12 protein-coding genes are annotated in these 23370 nt (G+C 50.7%); 2 read left to right on the forward strand and 10 right to left on the reverse strand.

Going from position 1 to position 23370, the window contains the following annotated elements; genetic code table 11:
• Positions 1-78: 78 nt before the first annotated feature.
• The 7 genes from AC3RCI_RS26340 to uvrB all read right to left on the reverse strand — a co-directional run bounded on the left by AC3RCI_RS26340 (position 79) and on the right by uvrB (position 16349).
• Positions 79-3864 carry a DEAD/DEAH box helicase gene (locus AC3RCI_RS26340; protein ID WP_492526947.1) on the reverse strand — a complete coding sequence of 1262 codons (3786 nt, stop codon included), beginning with the start codon at positions 3862-3864 and terminating at the stop codon, positions 79-81.
• A gap of 172 nt (positions 3865-4036) precedes the next feature.
• The gene (locus AC3RCI_RS26345; protein WP_492526948.1) at positions 4037-6550 is read right to left on the reverse strand and encodes a U32 family peptidase; all 2514 of its coding nucleotides are present in this window, start codon (positions 6548-6550) and stop codon (positions 4037-4039) included.
• A gap of 310 nt (positions 6551-6860) precedes the next feature.
• Positions 6861-8759 (reverse strand): stalk domain-containing protein, encoded by a 1899-nt coding sequence (locus tag AC3RCI_RS26350; protein ID WP_492526949.1) that lies wholly within the window; start codon positions 8757-8759, stop codon positions 6861-6863.
• A 42-nt stretch (positions 8760-8801) separates the two neighbouring features.
• On the reverse strand, positions 8802-9968 hold the full coding sequence (locus tag AC3RCI_RS26355; protein WP_492526950.1) for a S1C family serine protease: 1167 nt from the start codon (positions 9966-9968) through the stop codon (positions 8802-8804).
• A 260-nt stretch (positions 9969-10228) separates the two neighbouring features.
• Positions 10229-10438: a DUF2759 family protein gene (locus AC3RCI_RS26360; protein ID WP_095291462.1), complete on the reverse strand. Its 210-nt coding sequence runs from the start codon at positions 10436-10438 to the stop codon at positions 10229-10231.
• A gap of 443 nt (positions 10439-10881) precedes the next feature.
• Positions 10882-13740: an excinuclease ABC subunit UvrA gene (uvrA, locus tag AC3RCI_RS26365; protein ID WP_492526951.1), complete on the reverse strand. Its 2859-nt coding sequence runs from the start codon at positions 13738-13740 to the stop codon at positions 10882-10884.
• 617 nt (positions 13741-14357) lie between these two features.
• The gene (gene uvrB / locus AC3RCI_RS26370) at positions 14358-16349 is read right to left on the reverse strand and encodes an excinuclease ABC subunit UvrB (RefSeq protein ID WP_095291456.1); all 1992 of its coding nucleotides are present in this window, start codon (positions 16347-16349) and stop codon (positions 14358-14360) included.
• Positions 16350-16518: 169 nt separating this feature from the next.
• On the opposite strand from uvrB, the gene AC3RCI_RS26375 reads away from it, so the two are divergent.
• Both AC3RCI_RS26375 and AC3RCI_RS26380 read left to right on the forward strand, forming a co-directional pair.
• Entirely contained in the window at positions 16519-17316 is a 798-nt protein-coding gene (locus AC3RCI_RS26375) for a flagellar motor protein (protein WP_154894940.1), read from the forward strand.
• Complete coding sequence (locus AC3RCI_RS26380; RefSeq protein WP_183526832.1) at positions 17300-18109, forward strand: flagellar motor protein MotB; 810 nt, start codon at positions 17300-17302, stop codon at positions 18107-18109. The genes AC3RCI_RS26375 and AC3RCI_RS26380 overlap by 17 nt, the downstream gene beginning before the upstream one ends.
• A gap of 91 nt (positions 18110-18200) precedes the next feature.
• Here the strand turns inward: AC3RCI_RS26380 and AC3RCI_RS26385 are convergent, their stop codons facing one another.
• From AC3RCI_RS26385 to AC3RCI_RS26395, 3 genes are read right to left on the reverse strand one after another with little or no spacing between them, the layout of a single operon-like run.
• Entirely contained in the window at positions 18201-18887 is a 687-nt protein-coding gene (locus tag AC3RCI_RS26385; protein ID WP_492526952.1) for a DUF1266 domain-containing protein, read from the reverse strand.
• Positions 18888-18904: 17 nt separating this feature from the next.
• Positions 18905-21538 carry a tetratricopeptide repeat protein gene (locus tag AC3RCI_RS26390; RefSeq protein WP_492526953.1) on the reverse strand — a complete coding sequence of 878 codons (2634 nt, stop codon included), beginning with the start codon at positions 21536-21538 and terminating at the stop codon, positions 18905-18907.
• Between the two features lie 7 nt (positions 21539-21545).
• Positions 21546-23243 carry a molecular chaperone HscC gene (locus AC3RCI_RS26395; RefSeq protein WP_492526954.1) on the reverse strand — a complete coding sequence of 566 codons (1698 nt, stop codon included), beginning with the start codon at positions 23241-23243 and terminating at the stop codon, positions 21546-21548.
• Positions 23244-23370: the final 127 nt, after the last annotated feature.

Genomic DNA, 23370 nt, shown 5'->3' on the forward strand with positions numbered 1-23370 from the left:
CAGAACCCACTCCTTTGCTAGATAGAGTCATATTTTAATATATTTAATGATGGAAAACTCCAATATGATTGGACTTCATTATACCATCAACAGCTCTCGGATATCCTGCTCAGATAAAGTCGTTGATCCCCCATCCCCCGGTTCGATCACTTCCGCGATCAAATCCTTCTTTCGCTGCTGTAGTTCCAAAATCTTCTCTTCGATCGTACCTTCCGTAATCAGACGAATAACCTGAACGACTTGCTTCTGCCCCATCCGATGGGCACGTCCAATAGCTTGCTCTTCGACTGCGGGGTTCCACCACAGATCATATAATATGACGGTATCTGCACCCGTTAAGTTCAGCCCAGTACCGCCAGCTTTCATTGAGATCAGGAACAGCTCGCCTTCCCCCTCGTTGAATCTGCGGCACATGTCGACGCGGCTCTGAGACGGTGTCTGGCCGTCCAGATAGAACAGATTCCTGCCCTGCGCGGCCAGTGTCTGCCGAATCAGATTCAGCATGCTTGCAAATTGGGAGAAGATCAGGATCCGCTTGCCTGCCGCGAGACAATCCTGAACCGTTTCGAGCAGCTGCTCCATTTTGCCTGAGTCTCCCTGGTAGCCATCCACAAACAGAGCCGGGTGACAGCACAGCTGACGTAAACGGGTGATGCCTGCAAGTATTTTGATCCGATTCTTCTGGAAACCGTTCTCTTCCATATCCTTGGATGTCTCATCCTGAAGCTGGGAGAGGTAGGCGGCATACAGTTTCTTCTGCTCCACCGTTAGCTCCGAGCGCTGTACCGTCTCAATACGATCCGGCAGTTCTTCGAGCACGTCCTTCTTCAGGCGGCGGAGAATGAACGGACGAACCATCCGGGCAATGCGCTCCGGCGGCAGGTCTCGGAATCTGCGATAGCTTGGAAACAGACCGGGAAATATCGCTTCAAAAATGGACCACAGCTCATCCAGCGAGTTCTCTACAGGCGTTCCTGTGAGCGCAAAGCGCCGTGGTGCCTGAATCTGCTTGACGGCCTGAGCCGTCTGAGAGGAAGAATTTTTGATCGCCTGAGCCTCATCCAGAATAAGCGTATGGAATGTTCTCCCCAGATATGTTTCGAGATCTCGACGCAGCAGCGGATAGGATGTTACTATTACATCCGCCTGGTCAATGTCAGCCAGCATATTGGCTCGTTCTTCTTTTTGCCCTGCAGCGATAAGAACGCGTAAATGCGGGGCAAAACGCGCAAATTCATTCGCCCAATTGTAGGTCAACGAAGCAGGTGCGACGACAAGCACAGGGGGATGGGTCGCTTGGCTTCGAATGGTTAAGCCATCCTGCGATATTCCCGATGCACGGGAATTGTCCCCTAGCCCCACCAGAGAGGCCTCATCCCATGGTAATCCAGTTACAGGATCAATTCCTGAATAAGCTGCCTCTGAAGCGCCGTCTCCCAATATCCCGTTCTTCCCGTAGCTATCTGGTCCTCCAACATCTCCATTTAAAATCGGCTTCTCGTTCAGTTCAGCCGTGATATAGGCGATGCTTTGCAACGTTTTGCCGAGTCCCATATCATCTGCCAGGATCCCGCCAAAACGATAAAAGGCAAGTGTGCGCAGCCACTGATATCCACTGGCCTGATAATCTCTCAACACGGGAGCCAGCGCATTCGGCAGCGCAAAATCCATCCGCTCAGGATCACGAAGATCATCCAGGAAACGCTTCAGGGAACCTCCCCACTTCACATGTCCGGAAACCTCATCCCGGCCCGGAAGCTGTAACGCTCGCACGGCTGGCAGCCGAATGTGGCTGCCCTTGATATCGCCCGCTCCAAGTCCCAGCGAGTCCGCCATGTGGGCGAAGCTGTCTGCTCCTTCATTTTCAAGCGATAGAAAGACACCGCTGCGCAAGCGGAAATACGGTTTCTTTTCCACAATGCTGCGCATGATTTCCTGAAGTTCCTGCTCGTTCACGCCTTCCATTTCAAACGAAATCTCCAGCCAGTCCAGCCCTTTCCCGAGATCTGCTCGAACTTTGGGTGGGGTCGGGTAGGATTGCATCATGGCCTTTACGGCATTCGGGACATAGATGTCCACCTGTTTCTCCAATTCAGGCACCAAATGATACATCACATCATAGATGGCATCTTCACGTTCACTTGCCCACACGCTGCCTTCCCGTTCCAGGAAGGAACGATCCAGTCGCTCAATAAGGTTCCGCTCGGCATGACGATCACGCACCAGGATAACCTTTTTCTCTTCTTCATCGATCAGATACTCCGCCAGCGGGTTAATCACCATTACACCATAATCAAACTCCAGACGCGCAGTGATCCGCTCCCGATAAAAATCAATATAGAGCTTCGGCGCAAGCTCCGGCTCTGCAATTCGTTCACGCACCTGGGCGTCGATCGACAGATGTCCAAGCGTACGCAGTTCCGGCACCACATGCTGCACGAACTCATCGACTTGCTGGGAGGAAATATCGATGCTTTCCTTAATCCCATACGAAGTGAGTGCCCTGCTCAAGTCTTCCAGACTGCGCATCTGCATCGGCTCCAGCATGTGAAGTTGTCCTTCGACTACAGCAGCATCATAGGCCGGAAGTAGAATCAACTCGCGTAAACCTGAAATCTCAAGCTGGTACCCCTCATTGTCCCCTTGGGCAATCCGATAAAACAAAGGCAGTGCACCTTCACCCAACGCGAGCGGTCCGTTCGCGAGTCCGGTACCTTCCATCCGGCTGTCGGCCTGAAGCAGCAATTCCAGCAGCGGTTTCCACACCAGCGGCGCAATCAATATATCCCGGCCATCCGAAGCACCCAGATAACCGGAGATGGATTCACGATACGCTTCCTCGCTCTGCCTCATACGAATCAGCATGGATAGAATCTCCTGATCCTGGGGGCTGAAATAATGCATGGAAGGATCATAGAAAAACAGTTTGGTAAACGACATCGGCTCGCCCTTCTCGACGCAGTTCAGGAATTGCTTCACCTTTTGCACCACGTATAGCCGTTTACTTCCGACCTTAAGCTCCAGCGCGAGCTTGGCTCCCCCTTTGTGAACCTGAACGAGCTTGCATATAAACTGAACCTGAAGCTCTTCTCGCAGCGATGAGCGGGTGACAGGTGCCGTATATTTACGTTCCCCCGCATGTAAGGGACTGCGTTCCTTGGCAAAGATGGACAGAATCTGGTCAGCTGTGCGATACGAAGGCTTATCTGCCGAACGACCCCACCCCGGGGCTGAGCTTGGGCGGCCTGCCTGGACAAAATGGGCAACCGGTTGATGATCCGCATCAGCAGCGGAATTAAGCCCGAAAGCGGAGGTTCTATTCTTTTGTGCAAAAGAATGAGATGTTGTACTCGTACTGGACTCCGTATACCGTTTTGTACTTGGACCTTCGTGTCGTTCCGGATTGTAATCCCTAGCCGAGTCTAAGGTTGAAGGAGAGTTGGGACGCTCCCACTCCTTCTCTTCCACCAACGTACCTACCCTGGAAGCGGAGCCTTTACCGAACCCAGAAGGATTCCCTGAAGAAGGTTTGGATGACTCCTGAGAACTACTGGTACCGGCAGCTTTAAGCTCCTGCTGCTCACCCCATTCATGAATCGCCAGCAGAACTGCAGCGACATGTTTGCAATAGTCATAATACCGGCCATCGCCTGGACAGGTGCAGCCTGCCTCAACTTCCCCTTTTTCGTCCAAATCCACCTTCACCTGATATCGTTCCGTGCCACGCACCATGGCTTCATAATGACGCTGATCGTCACTTACAATCAGATTGCTCACCCTGCCGGACTGGTTATAGGCTTCCCCTCGTTTAAATGCCGTGACCCCGCACAGCAATTTGATATCCATCATGGTGAATGGCGCCACGTATTTCGCCTCCTTATGCGTTCTGACGGGTATGATATCTCTCAATCCACCTGTCCCTTTTACAGAAAAAACCCCAAGAGCTCCGTAAAGCAGAGTTTGGGGTTGCTTCATGCTTGTAACCTGTTACTTGCTATTATGCTTGCCGTCCTAATCGTTGCAGCCTACGATCCTATTATTTCACCAATTGACCACGCGTAACGCCCAGTTGGTTGGTTGCTTTCAATGTTTTCCACACTTGTGTACCGCTGATCTCGCCGCGAAGTGCACGGTTGTACAGATCAATAACCTCCATAACCTGCTCCGGCGTCTCTTCCAGGAACTCGACGCGGTAACGGGATACACCCAGGTCCATGAAGTTGGTCAGGTACTCGGCACCCGACTGTTCCACTGCGTTATAAACGGTATTACGGCAGCCTTCATCCACACGTACCGGGTGAGACATGCCAATCCGGTCTTGCAGGGATGCACGCTGTTCTTCACAAGGCCGTCCACAGTTCGTGTAATCCGTTCCTTCACTCATAAACGTACAGTACACACAGTGCTCTGTATGGAACATCGGCAGATGCTGATGAATAACCACTTCGGTCTGGCTTGTACGGGAATTACCAAGCAGATCAACCATTTGTTGAATGTTCAGGTCATAGGATGGCGTAATCCAGTCACAGCCTGCTTCCAGGAACAGTTCAACAGCCTTATGGTTGGCAATGTTCAATGAGAAGTCACCAATCAGTTCCGGATGAATCGCATCCGGGTTCTCCATCCGGTGGCGCAGGTAGAAGTACAGCGCACCTGTATTACGTACCAGCACAGCGTCCGGCTTCAGACGCAGGATGTTGTTGTGGTATCCGTTCTCGCCAGGCATGTGAATACGCGGTGTTGCCAAGGCAATCTTGCGGCCAGCGGCATGTACGGCTTCTACGGCTGCCGGGAACTGCTTGATAAACTCGAAGTCGGCGTAGATCATGCCGACACCCGCTTCCAGCGCTGCCTCGACTTGAGGCAGGCTGCGGCAGAGCGCGGTCAGCTCCGCTTGACCGCGAGCCACTGGCGATGCCGGTTTAACCGCATCGCCGTAAACTTCTACCGCCCGTTTCACGTAGACGGGCGGTTTAGGGCGCTCGCCTGCGAGCTGTTCCACCGCCTGACGGCGAATGTTATTCAGCTCGCGCATCGGGATGATGACGTCACCGTGCAGGTTGACGTCAAGCTCTTCCAGCTGGAACACGGTGCCGCCCAGACGTCCGAATTGCTCCTCGAGCAATTCATAGGTCATTGGACGCTTCTGGGCAATGTCCAGTTCCATCTCGGAATCGATCCGGACGGTCGTGCCCTTCTGCACGTCTGTCCACCAAGTACTAAGCGGCTGCCCCGGGCTGCCGATCACTTTTACTTTTACCGGGAATACACGGTACGGTTTCTCGGTTTCGAAGCTCTGACGCAGACGTTTGTCCAGCGCAGGGTCATTCGTTTTCCATACTTTGTCGCCAACCTTCACGCGGCGCAGATCCACGTCACTGCGGCCTGGGACGATGTCCACGATCCAGCCTTCACCGGCTTCGCCTTCGATTTTCACACCTTTGCGACGTACATCGTATACCCGTCCGCCTTCTTCCTTCTGCGTTGGGTCTCCAGCATCGAATACAATGCCGTCTCCACGCTTCACAGGTGCATCCAGCTTCAACACAACACCGTCACGCAGAACTTGATCCACACGACCGAGGTAGACACCACGGCTTTTCGGGAATGTACCGTCAACCAGCTGTTTGTTGTTCGTACCGTCCAGGAAACCATGTGTGAATCCGCGGGAGAAGCTTTGCTGCAGCTCACGGATTTCTTCCTTGCTTGGTGGCGTATTGTCACCGTCGAAGTAACGGTCAATTGCTTTGCGGTATTTGCTAACCACGTTCGCCACGTATTCCGGGGTTTTGAGACGACCTTCGATCTTGAAGGAAGTTACGCCTGCTTCGATCAGTTCCGGCATCAGGTCAATGGCAGCCAGATCCTTCGGAGACAGCAGGTATGCGACATCACCCATCGGCTTATGCTCTCCGTCGATCATCAAGTCATATGGCAAACGGCAAGCCTGTGCACATTCACCGCGGTTGGCAGAACGTCCGCCCCACATCTCGGAGGTCAGACATTGTCCCGAATAGGATACACAAAGTGCACCATGCACGAATACTTCCATTGGAAGCTTCGCCTGTTCACCAATCTTCTGAATTTGCTTCAGGTTGTTCTCCCGTCCAAGAACGACACGCTCCATATCAAACGGCTTCGTAAACTCGACCGCTTCCGGTGATGTAATCGTCATTTGAGTGGAACCGTGAATCGGGAAATCCGGTGAGATCTCGCGAATCAGTTTCACCAAGCCCAAATCCTGTACGATCACGGCATCTACACCAGCATCGACACATGCGTCGATCAGTTCCTTGGCATCCGTCAATTCATTTTCAAAAATCAATATATTAAAGGTCAAGAACCCTTTTACGCCATAACTGTGCAAAAACGCCATAATCTCCGGCAATTCTTCCATCCGGAAATTGTTCGCGCGTGCCCGTGCATTAAACTTTTCGACTCCGAAGAAAATCGCATCCGCGCCATTGGCCACCGCCGAACGCATACAATCCCAGTCACCTGCGGGTGCCAGAAGCTCGACGTCTTCTCTTCGTAATGTTGCTGTTTTCATGTAGATCCTCCCCATAACCAGCCTTCGCCGGATTTCATCCCTGTTTCCTCATACGTTTAACCTGTACCTTCATCCCGTACGCCTGCATTGTCACTGTATCGCTATATCTATACATTATGTCTGTATTGCCTGATTCCCAAGCCTACAGTCATCTTAATTTATCAGATCAGCAGTCATAACTCCTGAACTAAGATATTGTACCACTTCTGCACTCACTCTTCTACGCTTTCCTGAAAAAACCGTTTACCATTTTCATTTCCATCTCACAACAAAAAACCGGAAGGTCTCTGACCCTCCGGCATAAACTTCATTATTTTGTAAAAGTAAATGATTTCACGGCTTTTTCCAGCGCTGCGGTCTGCACATCCGTTTTGTTGGCATCATTCAGTCCTGTCGTAATCGTATACGTCATTCCATTCTGTTCAAAGACGATCTGCTGCCCGGTATACGGTACGCCATTGTCTAGTTCATGATACGTGAAGGAGAACGCCGGAACACCAGCAATGGTCGTCTCCCCACTGTTCAGCAGCTTGAAGTTTTTCCGCGTTTTCGCGGCTTCCTCATAAGCTTCTCTTAGCTGGCTGACCGTCATTTCGACCGATTGATCCTCGTTCACGCCAATCGAGAACTGGCCACCTGTGAACGTATAGACAACGGGAGAATATTCGAATCGGTCGTTATACGCCGTCCAGTAACGCGGAATGTCGACGCTATAATGGTACCGTTTGGACGTGCGTGTTAAAGTCTTCGTTTTATCCGTCAGATACGGATCTTCATCCAGTTGTCCGAAGTTATCGGATACGGTATCAAAATCAATCACAACACTATTCATCACCCGCTCAAACCATTCCCGATCCTGAGTCTGCTCCTCAGGGAATGTGTATTCGGCATAATACCGATAACCGTTCTTCTGCAAAAGTACATCGAACTCGGTCTGCCATCCGTCACCGAAGTTATAACGGAACTCATTGACCTCCGCCGTTTCGCCGGAAACTTCAATGGTATACGAACGAATCGGTTCGTAACTTTCAGGTGTGAACGTTTCTCGCATCCACTTGTCCAGTTGGCCGCTCCAGTCTTTTACGGTTGCGCCTGCTGGCGCTGAGGTCACGCGCATTTGCAGAAACGCACCATCCTTGGACTCATAAGTCATCTGTGTATTATCCATGGACCAACCTGCCGGGACATTCAGTTCGATGCCGTAATCGTCATTCCATGCGGAACGCATGCCATTATCGACCGTGGACAGATCCTTAATGGTCCGGTCCGATTGCACGTAGGTAGGCTGGAATGAGTTGAGGAACGCGGCACGTTTGTTCAGATCCTTGTAGTTCATCGCATCGTAATCCGCCAGGTAAACGTCATATTGACGCCCATTATTAATGTACTGGCGCATCTCCCATAACATGCCGTCCGTATCTTTAACCACGATCCGGGCATAAGGCGTCTTGCCTTTGGCAACGGATTCCCGGTCCAGCACCGTATCCCCCGATTGCTTGGCCTCCTGCACCAGCTGCTGCAGCATGTCATCCGAATCCAGAGCTACATCCTGGTCGCTAACATACACCTCAAGATAATAGCTGCTGTCTGCCGAGCCAAACGTCATCATCCGCTCCTGTTCACCCGTTTGCAAAACCATAAGGTCTGCCGGGTAATTAATGGACCAGCCGTAATAGCTGTTGCCGATTCTTGTTTTGCCTGCGTCGAGATCGATACCGCCCTCATCCTCTTCCACGGAATCGTCGGTTTGCAGTAATCGAATGACCACTTCCCCGGAACTGCTTGGAGCGAGCGTCGCTCCAATGCCGGCAGCTACCGGACGAAGGGGGACCATAAGCACGCCATTCACCATTTTGGGAGCGGCACCCATTTCCTTTTTGACCCCATCCACCCAGGCAATAGAGCTGCCAATCGTTAACGTGACCGTATGCGGACCTTCCTTCACTTTGACGACATCATTATTCTCCAGCCGAATTTCGCTGCCAAACGCCTTCTTGAACACACCGACAGGCACCATCGTCACACCTTTAACCTTATACGGTTTGGCGATCGCTTGCTTGCTGCCGTTGATGTAGGCGCTCGTGCTTCCCGCTTGGATACGCAGCTCGTTCGTCGTATATTCAGCTGCCCATACTGGCATTACAGCGCCCATGGTCAGCATCCCGGTTAACACCCCTGTGCTCAGCACACGTAAAAATGACTTCTTCATTCCGTTCCATCGTCCTCTCTGATCCGGGTCGTTCACCGGGCTTTATTGTTCTTCATCTACCGGAAACAGCTCTACATCCTCATCTTGGATATCTGCACGATCCGCTAGCACCAAAGTACGTGTGACGATATCACCATCGGTTTGCATCAGCAGTTTCACTTTTTGCCCGGGTACATATTTCTTGAGCAGCTCATTAATATCCACAACGGAAGAGACACGCGTACCTGCTACGCTGTATAACACGTCTCCTTCCTGGATCTTGGCCTTCTTCGCTTCACTGGACAGCACACCCGTGATTGTGAGTGGATCGTCTGTAGGCAGACCTACAATCGCAGACCAGCTCTCTTCGAGCTGCAGACCGAGACTTGCCCGTTTGATTTTGCCGTATTCAAAAAACTGATTGATAATATATTGAACGGTATCCACTGGAATCGAAAATCCCATATTCTCGACACCCACCGCTGAAAACTTCATGGAATTAATGCCAACAACCTCCCCCTTGAGGTTAACGAGAGGTCCCCCGCTGTTCCCTGGGTTAATGGCTGTATCCGTTTGAATCAAACGATAGGTTGCCTCCACTCCGCGATTCAGGCCACTAATGACACCCACAGTTGCCGAATTTCGCAGGGAGAAGGAGATGGGTGTACCAATAGCGACAACTGTCTCGCCGACTGAGGTTTGAGAAGCTTTGGCGAACGTCGCCGGTTTAAGCGATTTGGCATTGATTTTGATCAGCGCCAGATCACTCAGTGGATCGCTGTATGTTTTCGTAATTTTATATGTATTACCATCGGTCGTCACAACCAATGCGTTGCTTAATCCATCCACTACATGTGCGTTGGTCACAATCCAGCCATTGGAGCGTATAATCACGCCGGTCCCATGAGCCAGGTTATAGCGGTCTGTCGTGACCCCTTCCTGCCCTGCATCCGCTTTGCCAATGATACCAACAACAGATGGTGACACCTTCTCGATTACTTTAGGAATGGCTTCATTCCCCTTGTACTGATAGGTTCCCGTTTCTGCATCATACTGGCCATTCCCACCGATGGACTTGACCAAATCAGCTGCACTGACATACACTTGTCCGTCGACGACTTTGGCCTTCATGCCAGCTGACGATTCTGCTGCTCCAGCCGTAGACGCAACACTCACCCCGAGTACAGCAGCCATATACACTGCCATGCATTTTTTCCCCAACGATCTCATCTTTTCACCTAACCCTCTCCATATATCCTCCGTTATGCGACATCCCAGCATCCAACTCTATGGATTTCTTGTCTCTATCATCTGCTATACCGGTATCCTCCAATTTAACATACATATTCTTCCTGTACAAATGTTTTCAGTCCTACTTTTACTCGCAAAAACATGGCTTTGCACATGCCCACCAGCACACAAAAAAAACACCCTCCACCATTACCTAGGAAAGTGTTTTGTCTGATTCCGTTTGCTATTTTCTGAACACCCTAACTAAACCAGTTCTTAATCATTGCATAGTCCGTCATTAGGAAGACAAGCAGACTGACTACTGCAAATCCGATCGCAAACAAATTCTTCTTCGGTGCTCGAAGAAGACGAACCACACCAATAAAAATAATGATTGTAAACAGAATGACAAAAATATCAAATGCATTAAAATTGGATGTACTCGCCGTGGCAGCTTCTGCAAACAGCATGGATAGACAGACCCCCTCACCATAGTTGAACAGCTAACGCATACCCTAATATCTTCCTCTATGTTATCTGTCCCCTGCTAGTAATGCAAGCCCTATCATCCAGAAAAATGAAAAAAATCCAGTCCGAACTCGGATTGCTGTAATGCCTGCCCTACCTCATATGTAAACACTTTCAATGAAATAACTATTATGCTAACTTCAGTGAAAAAGGAATAACCCCTCTTTTGAATGGAGCAAGGCACTCATCGGAAAATAAATACCTCGCCCTTCATCAAAAGAAGGGTTATTGATTATAGAGATCTATCCACCCTAGTTAGCTAGTCAACAATTTACGTTTCGGTCCAGCTTGAAGCCAGGACTGAGATAAGTAAATAGTACTTGAATCAAGTAAGGTGGATGTTCACTCCTGTTTCATTTGATTTCAACGACCCATAAGGCGCTACCTACTCCGTCAATTGCAGCGTCTTGCTTCGTTCCGTATCGCGTTCCAATACCGGTTTAAGGTACCTGCCTGTATACGAAGCTTCCACCTTAATAATATCCTCCGGTGTCCCTGTCGCCACGATCGTTCCGCCGCCACTACCACCTTCAGGACCCAAATCCACGATATAATCAGCGGTTTTGATGACGTCGAGATTATGCTCGATCACAAGTACCGATTCACCCGAATCCACCAGACGGTGGAGTACATTAAGCAGACGATCAATATCATCAACATGCAGACCTGTTGTAGGCTCGTCCAGAATGTAGATTGTTTTGCCTGTACTGCGACGATACAGCTCGGAAGCTAGCTTCACACGCTGTGCTTCACCACCAGACAAGGTCGTTGCAGGTTGACCAAGGTTAATATAGCCCAGACCTACATCAAGCAATGTCTGCATTTTGCGGTGAATCTTCGGAATGTTCTCGAAAAATTGTGTAGCATCTTCCACTGTCATTTCGAGTACATCCGCAATATTTTTGTTTTTATATTTAACTTCAAGGGTTTCCCGGTTGTACCGTTTCCCTTTGCAGACTTCACAAGGGACGTAGACATCGGGCAGGAAGTGCATCTCGATCTTGATAATTCCATCCCCGCGGCAAGCTTCACAGCGTCCGCCCTTGATATTGAAGCTGAACCGGCCCTTTTTGTAACCACGAACTTTCGCTTCATTCGTCTGTGCAAACAGATCCCGAATATCATCAAAGACACCGGTGTACGTAGCCGGGTTGGAACGCGGTGTACGGCCGATTGGCGACTGGTCGATATCAATGACTTTATCAATATGTTCCAGACCCCGGATCTCTTTGTGCTGTCCGGGACGCACACGTGCACGGTTCAGATCCCGTGCGAGCGTTTTGTACAGAATCTCATTAATCAGTGTTGATTTACCTGAGCCGGATACCCCTGTGACTGCAGTAAATACACCCACCGGAATTTTCACATTCAGGTTCTTCAGGTTATTTTCCTTCGCCCCGCGCACTTCCAGCCAGCGATCTCCTACACTGCGGCGTTCCGTCCGTACAGGAATAAACTTGCGTCCGCTCAGATACTGCCCCGTCAGCGAGTTCTCGTCATTCATGATCTCTTCCGGTGTACCCTGTGACATGACGGTACCGCCATGAATACCTGCGCCTGGGCCGATGTCGATAATGTAGTCGGCTGCCAGCATCGTGTCTTCATCATGCTCCACGACAATCAGCGTGTTACCGATATCCCGCATGTGAGCAAGTGTGGCGATCAGACGATCATTATCCCGTTGGTGCAGACCGATACTCGGCTCATCGAGAATGTACAGCACGCCCATCAGACTGGAACCAATCTGGGTCGCGAGACGAATCCGCTGCGCTTCACCACCGGACAATGTTCCGGCAGCACGGCTCAAGGTCAGATAATCCAGACCGACATTGACCAGGAAGCCAAGACGGCTGTTAATCTCCTTCAGAATCAGTTTGGCAATGGCTTGTTCCTTCTCGCTAAGCTGCAGCGATTCGAAGAAACGTCCTGCTTCTCCGATGGACAGGCCGGTCACATATGCCATGTTGTGGTCATTGATGGTAACAGCCAAGCTTTCCCGTTTCAATCGGTGCCCTTTGCAGGTACCACAAGGCTTCGCACTCATGTAACCTTCAATAAACTCCCGGATCCCCTCGGATGCCGTCTCACGATAGCGGCGTTCCAGGTTATTAACGATCCCTTCAAAAGTCACCATGGCTTCCTTGCGCTGCCCAAAATCATTCTCGTAACGGAAGCGGACCTTCTCCGAACCTGTACCATTCAACAGCTTGTTCATCTGATCCGCTGGCAGATCCTCCACAGGTACATCCTGTGGAATGTTGAAGTGTTCGCATACCGACTTTAGGAACTGCGGATAGTATGTGGACGTACCACCTGTCCAGGCGTCAAACGCACCTTCTTCAATCGTTTTACTGCGATCCGGAACGAGCAGATCCGGGTCTACGATCATTTTTACGCCGAGTCCATCACAATCAGGGCAAGCTCCAAACGGACTGTTGAAGGAAAACATCCGTGGCGCGAGCTCTTCAATACTGAACCCGCACACCGGGCAGGCAAAGTTGGAACTGAAGCGCAGTTCTTCTTCACCCATAATGTCTACCAGCAGTTGTCCTCCCGAGAGATTAAGTGCCGTTTCAATGGAATCAGCCAAACGTGCTTGCACATCTTCCTTGACTACAATCCGGTCTACGACCACTTCAATGGTATGCTTTTTATTTTTCTCCAACTGAATATCTTCAGACAAATCACGCAGTTCTCCGTTCACCCGCACACGGACGAAGCCTTGCTTGGATACATCGGCAAATACACTTTTGTGCTCGCCCTTACGGCCGGAGATAATCGGTGCCAAAATCTGCAATCGGGTACGTTCCGGGTACTGCATTACGCGGTCTACCATCTGCTCTACGGTCTGGGATGTAATCTCTACACCATGATCCGGACAGTGAGGATGTCCCACACGTGCAAACAACAAACGCAGGTAGTCGTAGATCTCCGTAACCGTTCCTACCGTGGAACGCGGGTTGCGGCTTGTTGTTTTTTGGTCGATGGAAATGGCCGGTGACAGGCCCTCGATCGAGTCGACATCCGGTTTTTCCATCTGCCCGAGAAACTGGCGTGCATAAGCAGATAATGATTCCACATAACGCCGCTGTCCTTCGGCATATATCGTATCAAAAGCCAGCGAGGACTTGCCTGAGCCACTCAGACCGGTCAATACGACAAAACGGTCACGCGGGATGGTAATATCAATGTTCTTTAGGTTGTGCGCTCGCGCACCTTTAATGACAATGTTCTCGCTCGCCAATGGTTATCCATCCTCTCAATAATGTAATCCAACCTTTTTAAAAGGCTTTTCAAGCGTTTCGATCCCACCCAAACCCTCCCTTCCAAGGGAGGGCCCCATAGGGCGCAGCCCTCTGGACACCCGAAACAGGCTGTGCTTGGTGTGAGGTCGGGTCTTGCTATGTGAAGGTGTGTCGTGTGCCCGCAGCTTCTTCCAAGATTCCGGCCTGCTGCCGGTCTCTTGGAAGGCTGCTCTACTGCGAGAGGGCGCTCACGGCTCTGCCCCGCTCGCGGTATGTCGCCATTGCCTTTGGCTCGGCTCCACTGAACACCAAGTCGCTCACGGCTCCGCCTCGTTCGCGGTAAGTCGCCATTGCCTTTGGCTCGGCTCCACTAAACACCAAGCGCTCACGGCTCTGCCTCGCTCGCGGTGGTCGCCATTGCCTTTGGCTCGGCTCCCCTCTACACGACTTCCAAATGCTTTCCTATAAACCTCTTAACCAATTTCAACATTTCTATCAGTATAGACCTGATTTCAGGTTTTCAACATGACTAATTATCGGTCATTCCTTGCCGGTTCTTTACTCAACAAGAGAACGGCCAACTGGCCGTTCTCTTGTTGCATATCTATTTATCAATTTACTCCGCACGCAGCTCCAGCAACGCATCACGAAGCTCTGCTGCACGCTCAAACTGCAGGTTCTTCGCGGCGTCCTTCATCTCAGCCTCAAGACGCTGAATAAGCGACTGACGCTCCTTCTTCGACATCTTCTCGGCAGCGCCAGTAAGATACTCGTTCTTGGATTCGGCAACCTTGGTTGCCTCGATCACATCGCGCACTTTTTTGCGGATCGTCTGTGGAGTAATTCCATGCTTCTCGTTATATGCGATTTGAATTTCACGACGGCGTTCGGTCTCTTTTATTGCTTTATCCATCGAATCGGTCACTTTATCACCGTACAAAATAACCTTACCGTCGCTGTTCCGTGCCGCCCGGCCGATCGTTTGAATCAGGGAGCGTTCGGAACGAAGGAAACCTTCCTTATCGGCATCCAAAATGGCAACAAGCGAAACTTCCGGTAAATCGAGACCTTCTCTTAGCAGGTTGATCCCGATAAGCACATGGAATGTTCCCAGCCTCAAATCACGCAGAATTGCCATACGTTCCAATGTCTTGATCTCAGAGTGCAGATAGCGCACCTTGATTCCGATTTCCTTCAGATAATCGGTTAAGTCCTCGGACATTTTCTTCGTCAGCGTTGTAATAAGCACACGTTCGTCCTTGGCAATCCGGTCGTTAATCTCGCCGATCAAGTCATCGATCTGTCCCTTCGTTGGGCGAAGTTCAATGACTGGATCAAGCAGACCGGTTGGACGAATAATCTGCTGTACCATCGTATCCGTATGCTCAATCTCATACGGTCCTGGCGTTGCCGATACATAGATGATCTGGTTCATCTTCTCTTCGAACTCTTCGAATTTCAGCGGACGGTTATCCAGTGCTGACGGCAGGCGGAATCCATGATCCACCAGAACAGTCTTCCGTGCCTGGTCACCATTGTACATGGCACGGATCTGCGGCAGGGTCACGTGCGACTCATCGACAACGATCAGCATGTCGTCCGGGAAGTAATCCAGCAGCGTGTAAGGCGTATCACCGCGTTCACGGAATGTCAGCGGGCCTGAATAGTTCTCGATCCCCGAACAGAATCCAACTTCCTTCATCATCTCAATATCATAACGTGTACGCTGCTCCAGTCGCTGCGCCTCCAGCAATTTCCCTTGTTCGCGCAGTACTTCAAGCCGCTCTTCCAGTTCACGCTCAATGTTGACTAGTGCGACCCGCATCGTTTCTTCCTGGGTTACGAAGTGAGATGCCGGGAAGATGGCAATATGATCGCGCTCACCGATCAGTTCTCCGGTTAACACATCAATTTCCGTAATTTTCTCAATTTCATCTCCGAATAGCTCTACCCGAATGGCATGTTCACCCTTGGATGCCGGGAAAATCTCTACGACGTCGCCACGCACACGGAATGTTCCCCGTACGAAGTTGATGTCATTCCGCTGATATTGAATCTCGACCAATCGGGACAAGATCTGATTGCGCGGCTTCTCCATCCCTACGCGCAGCGACAGCAGCATGCTGGAGTAGTCATGCGGCGATCCCAAACCGTAGATACAGGACACACTCGCTACAATAATGACATCACGGCGTTCAAACAGCGAACTGGTCGCCGCGTGACGCAGCTTGTCAATTTCCTCGTTGATGCTGGAGTCCTTCTCGATATACGTATCGGAAGACGGAATATATGCTTCTGGCTGATAGTAATCGTAGTAACTGACAAAATACTCAACCATGTTGTTTGGAAAGAATTCTTTGAATTCACTCGCAAGCTGTGCTGCCAGCGTTTTATTGTGGGCAATAATCAGCGTGGGACGTTGCAGCTTGGCAATCGTCTGCGCAATGGTGAAGGTTTTACCCGTTCCCGTTGCACCCAGCAGCGTCTGATATCTTTTCCCTTCCTGAACACCCTGCACCAGTTCTTCAATGGCAGCAGGCTGGTCACCTTGGGGAGAAAACTCGGACTCGATCTCGAACGTTTTGTCGCTCATTATAATATCGCTCATTGCCGTATCTCACCCTATCGTCTAAAATAATAGTCACTATATATTGTCGAAGTTCCCCGAATTTTCATATGGGAAAACTTATAGTAATAGGAATATTTGTTCCCGTATAATTATACCTCGTTCGTACATGTGATGCAAACGTGAAGTAAAGACAGGAGTGGGTTAATTTATGGATATTGCGACACTTATCGGCATTATAGCCGGGATTGCCGCAGTGATCAGCGGTTTTTTGTGGGAAGGCGGCCAATTGTCCGGCCTCGTGCAAAAAACGGCTGCTCTGATTGTATTCGGTGGAACAATTGCTGCAGTGGTTGCCAGCTTCCCGTCTCATCGGCTGCGTACCATTCCGGCAGCACTGCGCATGGCGTTTGGACGTAATGACAATGATCCTCGCAAGTGGATGGAAGAATTGGTGGACATGTCCTCAATCGCCCGCCGTTCAGGCGTGCTTGCACTGGAACGCCAGGTGATGGATCATCCGCATCCATTTCTGAAAGACGGTATCCAGATGGTTGTCGATGGCACCGATCAGGATGTGATCCGTCAGATCATGGAGCTGGAGATCGATTCGGTAGAACAGAAGCATGAGGGCTATGCCAAAATCTTCGAGTCCGCCGGAGGATACGCTCCAACCATGGGTATTATCGGTACGGTCATGGGACTGATTCAGGTTCTAGGTAGCCTGACGGATCCTACCGGACTGGGCCCGGCCATCGCGGTTGCCTTTACGGCAACCTTATACGGGGTAGCAAGTGCCAATCTTATCTTTTTGCCCATTGCCTCCAAAATTAAGTCCAGAGGTGCTGAAGATATTCAGATGATGGAGATGCTGCTTGAAGGTGTGCTCGCCATTCAGAATGGGGAGAATCCTCATCTTGTACGGAAACGGCTTGAGTCCTTCACACTCACACATCGTCAAATCTCACGTTCTGTAATGAAGGAGGGATTGGATGAGTCGGCGCAGTAGAAGGCGCGGAAAACGTGAACCTGGTGACCATCGGGATCGATGGATGATTACCTATGCCGATCTCATTACGCTGCTTCTGATCTTTTTTGTCATCATGTACGCCATGAGCAATCTGGACTCCGGCAAATACGACGTGGTAACCCAATCACTGCAGAATACATTTAATCAATCTGACTCCATTCTTGACCTTGGCAATGGAATCGATGAAACCGCAGGTCAGACCATCACTGAAGTCCCTCCAACCGAGGTCCAGGGTGAAGATACAACATCTCCCGAAGAAGGTCAGCCACTGACCGAGCGGGAAGAACAGTTTCGATCCCAGGAAGAGGAGCTGCAGAATCTGTTCAATGTGATTACCCAGTATATCGAAGATAATAAACTGGAAAATCAGATTTTTGTAGCAGATAATCCGCAGGGGATCTCCATCACCCTGAGTGACCGCTTTCTCTTTGATCAGGGACAGGCTGCCCTCAAAAGTGACGCTGCACCTACACTCAGCAAGCTCGCAAGCCTGTTTCGTGACCTGAGCACTGTCGTCAGCATCGAGGGACACACCGACAATGTGCCTGTCGGCGCGAATTCCACATACAAAGACAACTGGGAACTTTCCGGTGAACGCGCACTATCTGTGCTACGGTTTTTCCTGGACAAAGAAAATCTGGACCCTGACGGGTTTCAGTACGCAGGCTATGCAGACACACGTCCCACAGGTGATAATTCCACCGCAGCCGGTAGGCAAAAGAACCGCCGGGTCGAAATCACCGTACTGCGTCAGCTGCAACCCCAAACCTAAGTTCCAATCGGACGAGGCATCCCGTCACTTCACCAAAAAAGCACGTTCCTGCTGAACCGAATTCAGTAGAACGTGCTTTTGTGTTTCTATTTTACTTTAGGGACAAATTCAAATTCCAGTCCACTTTGTTATAAATGCTGTTCGATTGCACGAACAAATTACGCACATAATTCACCTGACGCTGAACGAGCGGCTCGGCCGTTTGCTCCAACCAGTACAATCTGCCTGCCAGGAAAGCAACCGCGTACTCTTTCCACGAAGAATAAGCTGATTGCGCTTCAAGGGCCGCCTCCAAGATCAATTGTTCTGCCTCCACTTCAGTGATAAACCCGACATATGCACTCTTCCGGCACAGGTTGGCGTACCTCCCCCAATCCCAGGCTGCAATGCCGGCAGGGGGCAGTTTGTACATATACGTTTTGACCACCAGGTACTCATGATATCGGCCCGTTTCCGGATTAAGGGAGTGTATGCACTTCCATTGATCAGCTTCCGATAATGCGTTCATAAAAGTCCTCATTTGTTCAAACGCAACCCGATGCCCGCCTTCCCGGATCCATTCCAGACCCGACAGAAGCTCTTCCCTGTTATGAATACGCCACTCTTCTTCCAGAGAGGTACGGAATCGATCTTTTTCCTCTTCATTCTCATCATGTTCGTAATCGTTGCGTATATCCAGTCCATTCATCTCATCCATGATGGCGCTCATGCCCCGAAACCACAGCTGTTTATCCGTAACACCCTGCACAGCCTGAGCCGCTCCTCTGTCCTGTCCCATGATCCTTGTCCTCCTTCCTATGTAAAATGCAAGTCCATGACTTCATCTGGCTCCAGATGCTGAAGGGGTACAGCCGAAGGCCACAGTTCATACGCCGGCTTGGATTTGCGAAGCTTTTTCAAAAAGGAAAATCCCCGTTCTGCAGCACGAGCAGCAATAGCGTCACGACGCGCAACATAATCCGGGTGGTCTGGCTGACTGTGAATAGCCTCTTCGGCATAGGCGAGCGCCTGATCCCAATCATGTTTATCGTAATACACCATGCTCAGAGCACTGCACACATCGCCCCGCAGACCTGCGCCGTAGGCTTTGCCCAGTTCAAGAATGGCTTGGTCCATATCCCCCGCATGATAGGCTGCAATCCCGGAATACAACCAGATATGAGGATCAATATCCTCCGGTTCTTCTCCGTCTATATAAGCTTCCACATATGCTCGGACACTTGCCCAGTCTTGGGCTTCTACCAGATATCGTGTAATGAACAGCAATCCCCACGTTTCGACCGTCTCCATGTTAGACATCATTTCTGCAAGTTTGTTTAAATGTGGATCCTTGTCCTGCATATCAGACTCCATCACGCAAACGACCGCCATTTTAGCAAGCTCATATACGTTCGGATGTTCATTTAACCCGTTAACGTATGTATCGTGTGCCGGCATAAGCTGCCCCTGTAAACGGAGGATATCTCCTTCAATCAGAGGGCCGTCCTGGTCCTCCGGATTCTCGCTCCGGAATTGCCGGATATCCTGCAGTGCCTGTTCCATCTCCCTCAGCTTCGCCCTTGCAATGGCCAAATAATAATAAATGACCGCTTCATGCTCATGGACCAAAGAAGTTTCAAGGGATTGTACGGCCTCGGCATACTGCCCCAGTTTCAGATGTGCGAACCCTTTCCGGTACCAGGCATTTGCAAAATCATGCTCCTTAACCACAACAATCTCATAATCGGCAAGCGCTTCTTCATAACGTCCCATTCTAAAATAACAAAGTGCCCGCAGCGAATAATATTCATAGGGCTCGGGATTGAGCTCAATCGCCTGACCGGATAGTTCAATGGCAGGCTCAAGCTGATCTTCTCTCTGGTAAGCACTCGCCAGCAAATGCCTGACCTCGGCATGGGACGGATCCATTTCTGCTGCTCTGCCCAGATCCTCTATGGCAGCCGTATTATGGTCCATGCGCAGATGCAGTTGGCCCCGTTCAAGCAATATCGGAAAGCTGCTGGTCCCTTCCCTGCTCGCAGCAGCTTCAGCATACTGAAGGGCTTCAATCCCTTCCTCGCCTTTGCCTATTCGAACAAAGCCCTGGGCCCAGAGCAGATATAATGCCGCATCCAACTCCTCGTTTACATTAATTTCACCGAGATACTGAACAAGCTGCTCATCGTTCCACAGTTCAGCATACCCCTCGGCAGCTTCACGCTGCTGCTTGCGACGAACGACCGCATCCGCTTCCTGCTCAGCCGCTCTGATCTTTTGCTCAACCCGTTCCTGTTTCAGCTCCAGCAGCGTAATCTGCATCTCCAGATCATGAGGATACTGAGTAACGATCTGCTCAACCATGTGGAGTGCTGTCTCCAATTCCCCCTGCTCCTGATAGAACAAGGCCAATCCATTCCATGCATCCAGTTGGTGAGGTTCGCGTTCCAGTACCTTGCGGTATAGCTGCTCAGCCTGCCCCCTCTGCCCGGCGGCATGCAGAAGTCTTGCGCTATGCAGCAGCCCGTCCACTGCATCTGGTTCGAGTGCAGCCAGCCTTTCAAACAATACCAAAGCGGCGTTTTCCTCCTTGTTCCAGAGGCGGAATTTGGCGGCCAGCCGGACCAGGTCCGGGTCATCCGGATACAGTGCCATACCTGCATCAATGTGTGATGCGGCTTCCGCAATATCACCTCGAAGCATCAGTTGGAATGCAGTTTCACGCAAACGAATGAAGGTTTCATAGTCTACGTCTCTTCCCTTATCAAACGTGTCATAACGAAGCTCCCACGGACGCCCCAGTTCCATGCCTGGATAGTCTGCGATTTCCTCCGGAAGCACCTCTTTCAGCTCTTCCCGCTGTTCCGTCCAGCTGAAGAAGTCATTCAACCGTCCCCAGACGGCTTTCGGTAAAAAAGGACGTTCATACAGCATCCGCAGCAATTCCGTTCCCGTATAAAATTTCACGTCCAGCTGCCATAGTTCCTCGCTCTGCAGCCAGTCCTCCCATACGGCGGAATCTGCCCGTTTGAATACATCCTCTACAATAGAACGTGCTCGTTCAAGCAAGTGGACTGTGTCATCCACGGAAGCTGCATCTTGAAGCGAAGTGGCTGCTGTCTCAACAGGAGCATCCCAGTGATCCACGGTAAAGTAGACGGGACCTTCTTCGGATTCGGAAACAGCTTCCTGCAGAGAGCCTTCCGCCTGAACAGAGCGGAGCTCCATATCGGACTGATTCTGTGCTTGCGGGCTAGCCTGCGCCGTAAGCTGCTCCTGATCCGGCATCGGTTCTTTCGCAGCCTTCAGGGCCTGCTCGTAAGCTGACCGCAATTCCTGGAACCCCTCCGGATCATCTTCCGGATGTGTACTTCGCAGCTGCTTCGCATACGCACGTCTTATGACTACCGTATCCTGCGTAGGCTCAAGCCCCAATCTTGTCCAGATGTCCATTCACATATCACTCCCGCACTCTTTCAATTTGATCCAGTACTTCCTTCAACTTTTCTGCTTCTTTCCTGATTTCACGGTCGTCCTGACGTTTGAGTGTCTCTTCGAACTGCAGCATGGCCTCGGCAATAATCGTACGGTAGTCGGCCAGTGATTCTTCATACATCCGTTCTCCACGAGCCAGAAGCAATCGGTTCTCCATCCGGTCCCGCGGATGGATCTTGATCGCTTCCAGTGCTTTGAATCGCTCGGCGATTTCCTCCTTGGACAGGTCACTTTCTTTGCCCTGTATGATCGCTACCTTTTTCTCCCCTGTCTCTACCGAAGACACTTCCACTTCGAGGATGCCGTTAATATCGTACGTGAAACGGATATCTACGGCCTGTTGCCCTGCAGGTGCAGGTGGTACCGAGATGGTCAGTTCCCCCAGCTTGACATTGTTCTTCGCCAGCCGGCTCTCTCCCTGATATATATCCGCAGTAATGGATGCCTGATTGTTGTGCATCGTATAGTACCGCTCCACCTTACTAACGGGAATGACTGTATTCCGTTCAATGATCGGTGCAAACATGCCTGATTCGAAACGTCCATTGCCAAGCGACATCGACACAGAGGTTCCCAGTGTATACGGGCATACGTCTGTCAGAATCACTTCCTCCAGATCGGCATGGCGTTCCTTCATTGCGGCCTGAATTCCCACACCGAGGGCAACAGCCTCATCCGGATGCAGATGGTTCGCAGGCAGTCTGCCGAATAATTTACCTGTAAACGAATAAATAAGCGGCATACGCGTAGCCCCGCCTACCAGGATTACGGCATCCAGCTCATTGAGTTTGACTGAAGCATCGCGCAATGCACGCTCGACTGGTTTTTGCAATCTTGCCAGTAGCGGTTTAGCCGCCTGATCAAATCTTGCACGGTCAACACGAAGTTCCCTTACTCCCTCTTCCAGCGTTAAGGACATCGTACCTTCTCGTCCATCAACAAGCGCACGTTTGCAAGATTCGGCCTGCTTCCAAAGGGCTGACTGTGCCTTGCCTGACAACGTATCCTGCTCAATCTGATGCTCCTCGGCAAACATGTCTGCCAGCAGTCTTGTGAAATCCTCGCCCCCGAGGAAGTTATCTCCGGCAACCGACTTCACTTCCATGATCTGATCAAACAGTTCCAGGACAGATACGTCAAATGTACCGCCGCCCAGATCAAATACCAGAAATTTCGTCTCTGGCTGCTGCTGATGCAGACCGTATGCTATAGCTGCGGCTGTAGGCTCACTGAGCAAGCGCTCCACCTTGAGGCCAGCCAGTTCTCCTGCTCGCTGTGTAGCCTTGCGCTGGGCATCATTGAAATACGCAGGCACGCTAATAACCGCTTCGGTCACGGACTCCCCCAGATAGGCTTCAGCATCCGCCTTCAGCGATTTTAATATAAAAGCCGATAATTCTTCCGGCAAAAAATGATATGTACCCAAATGAAATGTTCGCCCGGTCCCCATATACCTCTTGAAGACAGAAGCTGTCCGCTCGGGATGTGTTATCAGCCGCTCTTTGGCCACTTCACCAACGAGCATCTCCCCATTGTCGTCGACACTGACTACGGAAGGCGTCAGGCGGTTGCCGAGTGCATTTGGAATAATAACGGGTTCTCCGCCAGCCCAGCAGGATACCAAGCTGTTCGTTGTTCCCAGATCAATACCGATGATTGTCATGGAGTACTTACCCTCTTTCTGTTCAACATCTATAAAATGTACAGGACAATCCCACAGGCCTTGTTATATGCTGGCATATACAAGTACGGCATACCGGATGGACCTGTCTAATTCATTCCTTAACGAA

The organism is Paenibacillus sp. MT124 (genome assembly GCF_058792755.1).

Bases quoted from the DNA above. Each gene is read 5' to 3' on its own strand.
- AC3RCI_RS26345 (WP_492526948.1), bottom strand. From the start codon at position 6,550: ATGAAAACAGCAACATTACGAAGAGAAGACGTCGAGCTTCTGGCACCC.
- AC3RCI_RS26350 (WP_492526949.1), bottom strand. From the start codon at position 8,759: ATGAAGAAGTCATTTTTACGTGTGCTGAGCACAGGGGTGTTAACCGGG.
- AC3RCI_RS26355 (WP_492526950.1), bottom strand. From the start codon at position 9,968: ATGAGATCGTTGGGGAAAAAATGCATGGCAGTGTATATGGCTGCTGTA.
- AC3RCI_RS26360 (WP_095291462.1), bottom strand. From the start codon at position 10,438: ATGCTGTTTGCAGAAGCTGCCACGGCGAGTACATCCAATTTTAATGCA.
- uvrB (WP_095291456.1), bottom strand. From the start codon at position 16,349: ATGAGCGATATTATAATGAGCGACAAAACGTTCGAGATCGAGTCCGAG.
- AC3RCI_RS26375 (WP_154894940.1), top strand. From the start codon at position 16,519: ATGGATATTGCGACACTTATCGGCATTATAGCCGGGATTGCCGCAGTG.
- AC3RCI_RS26380 (WP_183526832.1), top strand. From the start codon at position 17,300: ATGAGTCGGCGCAGTAGAAGGCGCGGAAAACGTGAACCTGGTGACCAT.
- AC3RCI_RS26385 (WP_492526952.1), bottom strand. From the start codon at position 18,887: ATGGGACAGGACAGAGGAGCGGCTCAGGCTGTGCAGGGTGTTACGGAT.
- AC3RCI_RS26390 (WP_492526953.1), bottom strand. From the start codon at position 21,538: ATGGACATCTGGACAAGATTGGGGCTTGAGCCTACGCAGGATACGGTA.
- AC3RCI_RS26395 (WP_492526954.1), bottom strand. From the start codon at position 23,243: ATGACAATCATCGGTATTGATCTGGGAACAACGAACAGCTTGGTATCC.